The organism is Pseudomonas sp. TE6288, assembly GCF_054062095.1.
Map to the genome: position 1 here is coordinate 24,019 of NZ_JBSSEW010000033.1, position 11,252 is coordinate 35,270.

The 11,252-nt window shown below is 65.0% G+C and carries 10 protein-coding genes; 6 read left to right on the forward strand and 4 right to left on the reverse strand.

Annotated elements, in window-relative coordinates:
• Positions 1–19: 19 nt before the first annotated feature.
• Entirely contained in the window at positions 20–646 is a 627-nt protein-coding gene (locus ACVWY1_RS24850) for a hypothetical protein (protein ID WP_457378880.1), read from the forward strand.
• Positions 647–658: 12 nt separating this feature from the next.
• Here ACVWY1_RS24850 and ACVWY1_RS24855 read toward each other — a convergent pair whose 3' ends face one another.
• The 4 genes from ACVWY1_RS24855 to ACVWY1_RS24870 all read right to left on the reverse strand — a co-directional run bounded on the left by ACVWY1_RS24855 (position 659) and on the right by ACVWY1_RS24870 (position 7,822).
• A complete protein-coding gene (locus tag ACVWY1_RS24855; RefSeq protein ID WP_139669138.1) occupies positions 659–2,278 on the reverse strand; it encodes a ShlB/FhaC/HecB family hemolysin secretion/activation protein in 1,620 nt (539 codons plus the stop codon).
• Between the two features lie 187 nt (positions 2,279–2,465).
• A complete protein-coding gene (locus ACVWY1_RS24860; RefSeq protein WP_457378881.1) occupies positions 2,466–6,461 on the reverse strand; it encodes a hemagglutinin repeat-containing protein in 3,996 nt (1,331 codons plus the stop codon).
• Positions 6,462–6,683: 222 nt separating this feature from the next.
• A complete protein-coding gene (locus tag ACVWY1_RS24865) occupies positions 6,684–7,247 on the reverse strand; it encodes a L,D-transpeptidase family protein (protein WP_102682915.1) in 564 nt (187 codons plus the stop codon).
• A 20-nt stretch (positions 7,248–7,267) separates the two neighbouring features.
• On the reverse strand, positions 7,268–7,822 hold the full coding sequence (locus ACVWY1_RS24870) for an NUDIX hydrolase (RefSeq protein WP_102682914.1): 555 nt from the start codon (positions 7,820–7,822) through the stop codon (positions 7,268–7,270).
• A gap of 137 nt (positions 7,823–7,959) precedes the next feature.
• Here ACVWY1_RS24870 and ACVWY1_RS24875 point away from each other — a divergent pair, with 137 nt between their 5' ends.
• From ACVWY1_RS24875 to purT, 5 genes are all read left to right on the forward strand, one after another.
• Positions 7,960–8,559: a CoA pyrophosphatase gene (locus ACVWY1_RS24875; RefSeq protein WP_046854363.1), complete on the forward strand. Its 600-nt coding sequence runs from the start codon at positions 7,960–7,962 to the stop codon at positions 8,557–8,559.
• A 45-nt stretch (positions 8,560–8,604) separates the two neighbouring features.
• Entirely contained in the window at positions 8,605–9,129 is a 525-nt protein-coding gene (locus tag ACVWY1_RS24880; protein ID WP_102682912.1) for a gamma carbonic anhydrase family protein, read from the forward strand.
• Positions 9,122–9,316, forward strand: a complete 195-nt coding sequence (locus ACVWY1_RS24885) for a DUF1289 domain-containing protein (protein ID WP_102682911.1) — start codon at positions 9,122–9,124, stop codon at positions 9,314–9,316. The genes ACVWY1_RS24880 and ACVWY1_RS24885 overlap by 8 nt, the downstream gene beginning before the upstream one ends.
• A gap of 86 nt (positions 9,317–9,402) precedes the next feature.
• Positions 9,403–9,870: a VUT family protein gene (locus tag ACVWY1_RS24890; protein ID WP_023629807.1), complete on the forward strand. Its 468-nt coding sequence runs from the start codon at positions 9,403–9,405 to the stop codon at positions 9,868–9,870.
• Between the two features lie 74 nt (positions 9,871–9,944).
• Positions 9,945–11,126: a formate-dependent phosphoribosylglycinamide formyltransferase gene (purT, locus tag ACVWY1_RS24895; RefSeq protein ID WP_457378882.1), complete on the forward strand. Its 1,182-nt coding sequence runs from the start codon at positions 9,945–9,947 to the stop codon at positions 11,124–11,126.
• The last annotated feature ends 126 nt before the right edge of the window (positions 11,127–11,252 follow it).

Below are 11,252 nucleotides of genomic sequence, written 5' to 3' on the forward strand. Positions count from 1 at the left end.
GTACCTTTGGCTGGGCTTGGTGTTCTGTCTGACCCTGGTGTTCGAACTGCCGGCGCGCTGGCTGGTGGCGGGGTTCGGGTTGCCGGCGGAGGGAGTGAACGGCAGCCTGTGGCAAGGGCAGTTTGCCCGGCTGGGACCGGTGGGACCCGTGCAATGGACATGGCGTCCATGGCAGCGCGACCTGCAGGTGCGCCTGGGCTTCCAGGAGCAGGGCTGGCAAGGCCGCCTGAGTGGTTGGCCGTGGCGTTGGCAGGCGGACCTCCAGGCATTGGGCGCACAGCCAAGCGTCGGCGGTGACTATCGCCTGGCCGGGCAATGGCAGGGCAGTATCAAGCTGCAAGGCTCGGGGCAACATTGTCGGGCCGCCGCAGGCAGCATCACCGTCGCCGACCTGGCTTTGAGCGCGCCCTGGTCGCTGGTGCTGGGACAGGGCTCGCTGGCGATGGACTGCCGTCAGGGCTGGCGGTTGAGCGCTGGCCTGGTTCGCCACGGCCAGCACCAGATGAGCCTGGAGGCCGACCTGGCGGCCCGGCAAGCGCAGGTCGATTTCGTGTTGCAGGCCGATGCCGGTTTGACGCCCGTGCTGCGCGGCGTGCAATGGCTGGGGCCCGAGGACACGGTCGGGCAGCGCCGGCTCAGGTGGTAGCCCACATGCCGGTCAGAGCGCGAGGGACCATTGCGCGACCCAGAAGCCTTGCTCCAGTGATTTGCGCGGGCGATCGCTGGCGTGCAGTGCGCGTTGGTAGTCCAGGCGCAACGTGCTGTGCGGCAGGTTCAGTTCGACCCCTGCCGAGGCACCGACCAGGCGCTGCGACGGGCTGGTGCGCGCATAGCGGGCCCAGCCCAGGTCCACGCCGAAGGACGGGCGTAACGGTACCGGCAGGGGTAGCGGCTGGCTGAGGGTGTTGCGCCATGCCCCGGCGCTGGCGCCCGCGACATTGTGCTTGCGGAATCCGCGCACGGCCGAGTGATCGCTCAATTGCAGTTGCTCGACGGCGGGCAGCACATGGGCGCTGTATTGCAGGGCCAGTTCGCTTTGCCAGCGCCAGGGCCATTGAGCCTGGCCCTGGCGCAGGTGCAGCAAGTTGGCGCGGTACTTGGTGAAGTCCGGACGTGGCGCCTGCTTGTGGGCGAACGGTCGGTCGGCGCCGAACCAGCGTACCCCTTGGCTTACGCCCAGGTAAGCGTTCCACAGTCCACCTTCGAGCCACAGCAGGTTCAGGCCAGCTTCGAGGGTGGCCAGGGTCGGGCTCTGCAGCGCCAGTACGGCGGGGCCGAAGCGGTTGAGCAATTGCTTGCGGTCCAGCCGGGCGCTGGCGCTGAGCATGCCTTGCTGGTTGCGCCACAGCACGCGCTCGGCGCCGACGCCGTAGAACTCGCTGCGGCCACTGCTGGCGTAGCGGGTGTTTGGGATCGGCGCTCGGTAGCGCATCTGGCTGGCATTCAGGGTGAAGGTCCAGCGGCCATGGGGAATGCTGTAGTACAGGCTGACGCCTTCGCTTTGGCCAGGCGCGTCGAACACCACCGAACTTAGCGACAGGCGCAGGTCGTCGTTCAGGCCCAGCGGGCTGTCCAGGCCAAGCCCCAGGTTGAGACGGTGGCGGCCGGTCAGTTCCCCGCCGCGGTTGTCGAGCAGGGCGTCCAGGTGGGCGCGTGAAGCGACGCGCCGGGGTTCGAGCACGACGCGGGTTCCGCCTTGCATCTCGCCCGGCAGCAAGGCCATTTGCAGGTCATAGGCACGCAGCCGGTTGAGTTGGTCCAGGCCTTGCTCGAGATCCGGCAGGTGCAGGGGAAGGCCGAGCATGCCCGGAAATGCGCCTTGCAGCGACAGCGGCAGGTCGGCGCCAGCCAGTTCGATCGATTCGATGAAGCCTTCGACGATGACGATGTCCAGCGGGGCGCCGTGCTCAGGGGCGCGGGCCACATAGGGGCGGCTGGTGGGATATCCGGCTTGCACGTAGTGCCGGGTCAGTTGTTTGAGTAGCTGGTCAATTTCGGCGACCCCCATGCAAGTGGACGACAGCGCACGCACGATCGGCTGCAGTTGCCGGGTATCGAGCATGCGGTTGCCGGCCAGGCGTACCCCACTGATCGCCCAGCAGTGCTGGTCGGGGTCGAGCATTGCAGTATCGCTGTCTTCAGTGGCGTTGGCAGGTTGCCTGCGCTGCCAGCGTTCGAGCCGCTGCTGCTGTTCCAGTTGCCGCACGGCTTGTTGCTGATCCCGCAACTGCTGGCTGGCCGGGTCGACCGTGGCGATGGCGTTGGCCGATAGCGTCATGATGAGGCAAGCCAGCAGGACAGTGGCGATGTGGCGTATGCCTGCGCTTGATGGGCGGAAAGTATGGGAGGAAAAGATCGGTGCGTTCATGGGGTTCGGTCCGATGCCCCTGTGGGAACGGGTGTGCCCGCTCCCGCAGAATCCGTGTGGGAGGCGCAGCGACCCACAGGCCGCTGCCTGGCAAGCGTCAGCGCTGGCGGCTCTCCTTTATCTGCGAGACATACTCGCTAGTGCGGTCGTGACCGGTGTTGCTGTACGCCTTGTGGTCGTCAGCCTTGTCGGTGCTGCCGGTGATCAGGTTCGAGAGGTACGAATAGGCGGTACTGGCAAGGCCAGCCGTGGACAAATCGACGTCGACCTTCACATCCTTGGCGTAGTCCCGACCGCTCAGGTTGTCGCGGGCGACCGCGCCGCCACCGAGTTCGACCTGGCCATCGGCCGCCTGCAGCGTGGCGCCGACCAGGCGGGTGTCGCCAGCTACCTGCAGATCGATGCCCTGCGTGCCGGACAGGAGCGTCTGCTGGCTGACGGTGTCGTTGTTGCGCTTGGCGTAGTCCATCTTGACCGACGGGGTAAATTTCGCGGTGACTTTGTTCCACAGCGCCCCGGCGATTTCCGTGATGTTGCCGCCCTCGAAAACGCTCGCCAGCGAGGCCGGGGTTTCAGTCTCGGAGGCTGCCGGTTGCTTCTGGGCGAGACTGGCGTCGACCTCTAGCTTTACGCTGTCGACCTGGTCCTGACGGCTGGCCACCCGCAGGTTGCCGTCGATCTTGCCTTCGATTGCCTGCGCCTCAAGCTGTGCGCCTTCGATGCGGGTATCGCCCTGGCTGCGCAAGTCGATCAGGTCGGCGCGTAGCTTGCTGTCATGCCAGGTGGTGTTGTCGCGTTTATCCAGGCCGACCTTGACCTGGGCGTTGATGCCCCCAATGTCCATGGCATTGACCTTCAGGCCGCCACCAATGGTAACGTCGAGGTTGTCGTGGCGCTCGGTGTTGCTGGCTGCCTCGACCAGCAGGCCACCATTGCGGGCGTCCAGGCCTATCCGTTTGGCGTTGGCTTGCAGCCCTTGTACCTGCAGCGCGGTATCGTCATGGGCGAAGCTGGTAATCTGCACCGAGCCCTTGCTGTCGAACTGCGCACCAATGGCTGTGCTGGCCTGCTCATTGACCCAGCCGAAGGTGCCTTTGCCACCCAAGCCACCACCGGTAGTGCTGCCGTCGACATTCAGCTTGCCGCCCCAGGTCTTGCCCAGGCTCTGGCGGGTATCGCTGGCGGCTGTCACGCTCAGCCTGCCTTCGCTGTGCAGGGTAATGTCGCCGGTGCCCGCACGGCTGCCGATGCGCGTGCCTTCAAGGCGCATATCACCGCCACTGGTCAGTTCCACGGCACCTTTGCCATCGATTTGTGCGACCCGTGCCTGGCTGTGCTGCGTTTCCAGGCTGTGGCGCTTGAGATTACCGTCCAGGCCGCCGTTGGGGCCGAGCAGGCCGGTGCCGGCCTTGACCGCCAATCCGGCGTCCAGCGTGGTGGTGTGTTCAGTGTTGTGATCATGGGCTGCTGCGAGTGTCAGGTCGCCGCCACTGCGCAGGCTGACCGCGCCGTTGCCGCCGTAGAAGCGGGCACCCTCATAGTGACCACTACGTTCGAGTTCTACCTGGACCCCCTGGCTGCCCTGCAAACTGCCGACGCGGGCTGTCGTGGTCTGTTTCAGCTGGCTCAGGGAGTCGCCATGACCCTCAAGCCTTGCGTTGACATCCGTTCCGGTGGTGGTGCTCACACGCAGGCTGCCGCCACCCGTGGTGTTGCGTATTTCGCTGCTGCTCTGATCCCGGGCGGCCAGCATCTGGTGTTCTCCAGCCTCGATGCGCAGGCTCCCAGCCCTGGCTTTGTAGGCGCTACCTTCATCCATGAGCTGATCGGCCCGAATGGAGATGTTGCCACCGTCGAAGTTCGTGACCTGCGCGGTGCTGTTGGTGTCCTTGTGCACGCGCGAGGTGTGCTGGAGCGAGAGTTGAGCGCCAGCGTTTGGTGAGGCCGCTTCGTCTTCGGCTTTCTTGCCAGTGAACAAGCGCTTGACGTGATCGCTGAGGTACTTGTAGTCGATGCCGACGCTCAGGCCGCCGTCCCATTTGGTGAGCGTGGTTTCACGGACCTTGGTATCGGCTGCCGCACGGTTGTCGATGCGCTCGGCGTCCACTTTCAAGGTGCGTCCCGCATTCAGCTGAGCAGCGGTGGTGGTGAGTTGCGCGGTGTCGATGTGCAGATCGCCGCTTGCTGACAGATGGCTTCGTCGAGTCGTGGTTTCGCGTTCGAGCACGGCGGCCGGGCCATGATAGCCGTCGATGCCAAGGCCTACGCGGTCGGAACCGCCGGTGACGCTCAGTGCGGCAGCTGTACGGGTATCGAGGGTATGCCTGGCCTGGGTGTCGTGGGCTGCCGCCAATTCGACTTCGCTGGCGGCCAGCATGAGGTCTTTCCTTGCCTGCACGTTCGAAGCACTGAGCGTCAGTTTACGATCACTGCGCAGCGAGACGGAGTCCGCGCTGATGCTGCTGGCGACCTGGCGTGTCGCAGTGGTCTGCTCGTCGCTCTGCAGTTTTTCGTAGCCGAACTTGGCCGTGTACTGCTGCGAGTCCGGCGCGTCCTTGCCGGCGCTGGCCACGAACGCACGCTTGCCCGTGGTGAGCCGGGCATGGTCATTTTCCACGGCGCTTTCAATCTGCAGAGCGCCTTTGGCGTCGAGTTCGACCTGCTTGCGCGCCTCGAGGCGGGCGCCGGAGATCTGCATGTCGGCCCCGGCGCTGGCGATGAGAGTGCCGCCCTTGAGGGTGCTGGCCTTGACCTGCTCGGTGTGTGCCTGGCTGTCGATATCGGTGCGGTCCAGGTAGCGCCTGTGGGTGGACTGCTCGGCGATATCGAGCGTGTCCACGCCAGCGTCGATCGTCATCTTTCCACCGCTGCGCAGTTGCAGGGCGTTGTCCGCTTCCAGGTGCGCGGCCGTCAGGTGCAGGTCGCTGCCGGCCGACAGGTTCAGGCTGTCCTCGGCCACCAGGCGGCTACTCAGTTGCTGGCGACTGGTTTGCGTGGTCTTGCCGTTATGGCTTTCGGTGGGGATGAACAGCCATTGCTTCGACCAGTTGACCGGATCGTCCGTCACCTTTTCGCGGGTGGCGGTATCCAGGGTCAGTTTTTTACCGGCGTGTACCTCGATCTGCCTGGCCTTGCCATGAGCATGGGTAAGCTGCAGGTCGCCATCGGTTTTCAGGTCCAGCTTGCCGGTCTTGCTTACGAGGCTGGCCTGGCGTTTGTCATTGCCCTGTACTTTAAGGTCGCCCGCGGAGTGGATGATCAAGTCGCGATCTGCGCGCAGCTCCTTGTCGCCGACCTGCACACCGGCGCCTTCGGCGGTGCTGACGATGCGGATGCGCCCGGCCTGCATGGCGCCAAGCAGGTTGGCATCGATGGAGGTGGCGGCGGGGAGCTGTTCGAGCACCTCGCGACTGCTGGCGTCGACAAGGTTGTGGCCGATGGTCATGTTCAGCTGCCCTTTGGCGAACAGGTGCCCAGTGGTGTCGATACGCGGCGCGATGAGGTCCAGGGCGCCTGCGCCGTTGCTCTGGCCGCGGCCCAGCACATTCAGCGTGCCGCTGGCGTCACGGCTGTCGAGGTGTCTGATCTGCCCGTCGTGAATGTCCGCCTTGCCGACCAGGAAGCCGGCGCGGGTGGTATTGATGAAGCTGCCGCCATTGAGTGTGATGCCGTTGGGGTTGGCGAGCAGGTAATCGGCTTTCTGGCCGAAGATCTCCTGAGCCCCTTCGATCCGCGAGGCGTTCTGGCCGACTACCTCGTTGAGGATGGTCGAGGCGGCGTGGCCCTGGAATTGCGAGTTGGCGCCCAACTGGCCGGCCAGCTGCGACTGCCCGGCCTGCAGGGCATTGTTCAGCACCAGGCCTGGCTTGCCGACGTTGTAGTCGAGGAACTGGTTGTGTGACAGGCCGCTGGCATTGGGCGCGACGATGTCGATGACCGGGACGCCATGGCTGTTGTCGATGATCGGGGTGCCGCCAGGGCCCGGTGTCGGTGTCAGGGCGCCTTGCGCCTGAACCTGGGTGCTGCCCAGCAGGGCAAGGAAGACAGCCCAGCGCAGGGGGTCGGGTCTGGTCTTGGAGACAGGATTTTGCATGAAAACCTCGCAAGTGATGTACGAAATCGTGAAATCAGCTGCGGGAATTCTAAGAATGTCAGTGATGGCATTTATGTGGCTCAACGCCACTATGCTGCGGGGAATGAGCCGATCCTAACTGTAGGAAAAGGGAGCGGTGGTGTGGCGAAAGGGGGCGGGCACTAAAAAAGAAAGGCCTGTCACGCGTGAGCAGGACAGGCCTTTGGTGCCACCGGTGAGCGCTCAGGGGCGGATTTCGATCAGCGTGCCGTCCTTGACCATGCTCCATACTTCGCGCATGTCGTCATTGCGCATGGCGATGCAGCCCTCGGTCCAGTCGAGGGTATGGAAATACCACTCGGGGTACTCCTCGTTGATCGGCGTGCCGTGGATCATGATCATGCTGCCAGCGGCAACACCTTCGCTGCGCGCCTTGGCGGCATCGGTGATATTCGGGTAGGAGATGTGCATGGCCAGGTTGTAGCGGTCGCTGACCTTGCGCCAGTCGAGCCAGTACAGGCCTTCCGGGGTTTTCTTGTCGCCTTCGCGGGCCTTGGCCCCCTTGGGTTGCTTGCCCAGGGAGATGCGGTAGGTCTTGAGCGGCTCGCCACGGCTGATCAGTTGCAGGCGGCGCTCGGACTTGATCACCAGCACCTTGTCGATCAGCCGCTCTTGCTGGGTGCCAGTGGTGGCGGGTTGGACCGGCGACGGCGCGGCCGACGGCGTCTTGCGGATGATAGTCTCGGTGAAGGCGGCTTGCGACACCGAGGCGACACTGAGGCAGAAGAGGGCAAGCAGCCAGCGCATGAAACCGTATCCCTGAAAACTTAGGTGGTGGACGACGTGACGTTCATCGGCGGCAGGTATTCATGGCCAATCGGATAGTGCTGCCTGACGCGGTCGCGATAATAGCATTCTAGTGTGCGTGTGACGGTGCGGAAAGCCAGCTCGCGCCAGGGGATCTCGTGCTCTTCGAACAAGCGTACTTCAAGGCTCTCGATGCCCACTGCAAAGTCCAGATCGGCCAGTTCGGCGCGGAAAAACACGTGCACCTGGTTGATGTGCGGCAGGTCGAACAACTGGTACAGGCAGGTTTCGCCGACCCGCGCGCACGCTTCCTCGACGGTTTCGCGACGGGCGGCGGCATCGAGGGTCTCGCCGTTTTCCATGAAGCCGGCGGGCAGCGTCCAGAACCCTCGGCGCGGTTCTATCGCCCGGCGGCACAGCAGTACCTGGGAGCCCCAGGTAGGCAAGACCCCTGCGACGATATTGGGGTTCTGGTAGTGGATCGTCTGGCAATGATCGCAGACATACCGCAGGCGGCTGTCGCCTTCGGGGATCCGCTGGGTGACCGGTTGGCCGCACGCGCTGCAGAATTTCATGCTTTCATTCATTCCAGTGGGGTCGGGCTATCTTGGCGCGCCCGGCCCGCTTATCGCAAGCGGCCTGCGGGCGGGGCTTGGGTGCCTCGCGGCTTTGGTGCATCATGCAGGGCAGGCCTTGGACACGAGAGTGCGTAATGCTGGACGAGCTTCTTCGCCGAATGAGCAACCATACCCCCGCATCACCGGAGACGGACCGCCGTTTCCCCGAAGCGGCGGTGTTGCTGCCCATTACCCGCAGCGAGGAGCCGGAGCTGGTGCTGACCCTGCGCGCCAAGGGCCTGTCCACCCATGGTGGTGAAGTCGCCTTCCCGGGCGGGCGGCGCGACCCTGAGGACCCAGACCTGGTGTTCACGGCCCTGCGCGAAGCCGAGGAGGAAATCGGCCTGCCGCCCGGGCTGGTCGAAGTCATCGGCCCGCTCAGCCCGCTGATCTCGCTGCACGGCCTGAAGGTGACGCCGTTCGTCGGTTTGATCCCGGACTATGTCGAGTACCGCGCCAACGACGCGGAAATCGCCGCCGTTTTCAGTGTGCCGCTGGCGTTTTTCCGCCAGGACCCCCGCGAGCACACCCACCGCATCGACTACCAGGGCCGCAGCTGGTACGTGCCCAGCTACCGCTACGGCGACTACAAGATCTGGGGACTCTCGGCGATCATGATCGTCGAACTGGTCAACCTGCTGTTCGACGCGGGCATCAGCTTGCACCAGCCCCCCGAGCGTTTCATCGAGAACTGAGCGGGGCACACCCCGCCACTGGCGTTCAACCGTGAGGAGCGACACATGAAATACCGCCTGGGCGACCTGCGCGTCGAAGCCCATCCCGAGAGCTGGGCCGCGCCCACTGCCACGCTGATCGGCAAGGTGCGCCTGCAGGCCCGGGCCAGCGTGTGGTTCGGCGCGGTGCTGCGCGGCGACAACGAGTTGATCGACATCGGCGAGGACAGCAACGTCCAGGACGGCACGGTGATGCACACCGACATGGGCTCGCCGCTGACCCTCGGTCGCGGCGTGACCATCGGCCACAACGCCATGTTGCATGGCTGCTCGGTCGGCGACTACAGCCTGGTCGGCATCAATGCGGTGATCCTCAACGGGGCGCGTATCGGCAAGCACTGCATCATCGGCGCCAACGCCCTGATCCCCGAGGGCAAGGAGATTCCCGACGGCTCGTTGGTGATGGGGTCGCCGGGCAAGGTAGTGCGCGAGTTGACCGAGCAGCAGAAACGCATGCTCGAGGCCAGCGCCGCCCATTATGTGCACAATGCCCAGCGCTATGCCCGTGACCTGGTGAGCGACGATGAGTGACGAGCGGCCCGTGGCCTCGCCCTGTGTCAATGTCTGCGCGCTGGACGAGCAGGATATCTGCACCGGGTGCCAGCGTACGGTGAGCGAGATCACTCGTTGGGGGCGCATGGACAATGCCGAGCGGCGCGTGGTGTTGCAGCGCTGCCATGAGCGGGCGCTGGCGGCCGGGTTGATCATCGGTCTGTAGCACCTGTCGAACAGCTGTGGGAGCGGGCTTGCCCCGCGAAGGGGGCAACGCTAATCTGTCCGGCTTGCCCAATCCGAACACCCATCATGTTCTATCTCATCGCCTACATCAGCAGCGTGGTGCTGATCAACTTCGCCTTCTCCAGTGCGCCGCACCTGGACGTGATCTGGTCCGCCTGGGGCGGGTTGGTGTTCATCCTGCGCGACATGGTGCAGACCCGCTACGGCCATGGCGCGTTGTTGGCCATGCTGGTGGCGCTGGTGCTGTCCTATATCACCTCCGAGCCTGCCATCGCCCTGGCTAGCGCGACCGCGTTCTTCGTCTCCGAACTGATCGACTGGCTGGTGTTCAGCGTTACCCGGCGCCCCCTGCGCGACCGCCTGTGGCTGAGCTCGGCGCTGAGCATCCCGGTGGACACCTTCATCTTCTTCGGCATGATCGGTGCCTTGACGCCTGCAGTGATCGGCACGGCGATGGCCTCGAAGTTCGCCGGGGTCACCGCGGTGTGGTTGATCATGGCCTGGCGGGCACGGCGCGCGGTGGCCACATCCTGATGTAGAATACCGGTCCATTTTTCAGCGGGCGGCAGCCAGCGTGGCGCGGCCCCGGACGCCTTCGAGGACCTGAAATGACCCGTATCGGAACCCCACTGTCGCCCACCGCGACCCGTGTATTGCTGTGCGGCTGCGGCGAGCTGGGCAAGGAAGTGGTGATCGAGCTGCAGCGCCTGGGCGTCGAAGTGATCGCCGTGGACCGCTACGCCAATGCGCCGGCGATGCAGGTCGCGCACCGCAGCCATGTGATCAACATGCTCGATGGCGTGGCCCTGCGCGCAGTGATCGAGGCGGAAAAACCGCATTACATCGTCCCCGAGATCGAAGCCATTGCCACCGCCACGCTGGTCGAGCTCGAGAGCGAAGGCTTCAACGTCGTCCCCACCGCCCGCGCCACCCAGCTGACCATGAACCGCGAAGGCATTCGTCGCCTGGCTGCCGAAGAGCTGGACCTGCCGACCTCGCCGTACCATTTCGCCGACACCTTCGAGGATTACAGCAAGGCGGTGGCCGACCTGGGCTACCCGTGCGTGGTCAAGCCGGTGATGAGCTCGTCCGGCAAGGGCCAGAGCCTGCTGCGTAGCGCCGATGACCTGCAGAAAGCCTGGGACTATGCCCAGGAAGGCGGCCGTGCCGGCAAGGGGCGGGTGATCATCGAAGGCTTCATCGACTTCGAATACGAGATCACCCTGCTCACTGTGCGCCATGTCGGTGGCACGACCTTCCTCGCGCCGGTCGGCCACCGACAGGAAAAAGGCGACTATCAGGAGTCCTGGCAGCCCCAGGCCATGAGCCCGAAGGCGTTGGCCGAGTCGCAGCGTGTAGCCCAGGCGGTCACCGACGTGCTGGGCGGCCGTGGCCTGTTCGGTGTGGAACTGTTCGTCAAGGGCGACCAGGTGTGGTTCAGCGAAGTGTCGCCACGCCCGCACGACACGGGCCTTGTGACCCTGATTTCCCAGGACTTGTCGCAGTTCGCCCTGCACGCGCGGGCCATCCTCGGCCTGCCCATCCCGGTGGTGCGCCAGTTCGGCCCGTCGGCGTCGGCGGTGATCCTGCCTGAAGGCCAGTCGCAGCAGACCAGCTTCGCCAACCTGGGCGCGGCGCTGAGCGAGCCGGATACCGCCATCCGCCTGTTCGGCAAGCCAGAGATCAATGGTACTCGGCGCATGGGCGTGTGCCTGGCGCGTGACGAATCGGTCGAGGCGGCGCGGGCCAAGGCGACCCGGGCTTCGCAGGCGGTCAAGGTCGAGTTCTGATCTGAAACGATCGCGGGGCGGGCCCCCCAACCCCCCCCTATCACTACGGGGGGGGTGGGGGGGCGCCCCCCCCGTGGTTGGAAACACGGGCTGGCGCGGGGCAGTGAGGCACCCCACCGCCCACCA

Excerpts from the sequence above, each read along its gene's own strand:
- purT (WP_457378882.1), top strand. The coding sequence starts at position 9,945 with ATGACCCGTATCGGAACCCCACTGTCGCCCACCGCGACCCGTGTATTG.
- ACVWY1_RS24880 (WP_102682912.1), top strand. The coding sequence starts at position 8,605 with ATGAAATACCGCCTGGGCGACCTGCGCGTCGAAGCCCATCCCGAGAGC.
- ACVWY1_RS24875 (WP_046854363.1), top strand. The coding sequence starts at position 7,960 with ATGCTGGACGAGCTTCTTCGCCGAATGAGCAACCATACCCCCGCATCA.
- ACVWY1_RS24885 (WP_102682911.1), top strand. The coding sequence starts at position 9,122 with ATGAGTGACGAGCGGCCCGTGGCCTCGCCCTGTGTCAATGTCTGCGCG.
- ACVWY1_RS24860 (WP_457378881.1), bottom strand. The coding sequence starts at position 6,461 with ATGCAAAATCCTGTCTCCAAGACCAGACCCGACCCCCTGCGCTGGGCT.
- ACVWY1_RS24890 (WP_023629807.1), top strand. The coding sequence starts at position 9,403 with ATGTTCTATCTCATCGCCTACATCAGCAGCGTGGTGCTGATCAACTTC.
- ACVWY1_RS24865 (WP_102682915.1), bottom strand. The coding sequence starts at position 7,247 with ATGCGCTGGCTGCTTGCCCTCTTCTGCCTCAGTGTCGCCTCGGTGTCG.
- ACVWY1_RS24855 (WP_139669138.1), bottom strand. The coding sequence starts at position 2,278 with ATGACGCTATCGGCCAACGCCATCGCCACGGTCGACCCGGCCAGCCAG.
- ACVWY1_RS24870 (WP_102682914.1), bottom strand. The coding sequence starts at position 7,822 with ATGAAATTCTGCAGCGCGTGCGGCCAACCGGTCACCCAGCGGATCCCC.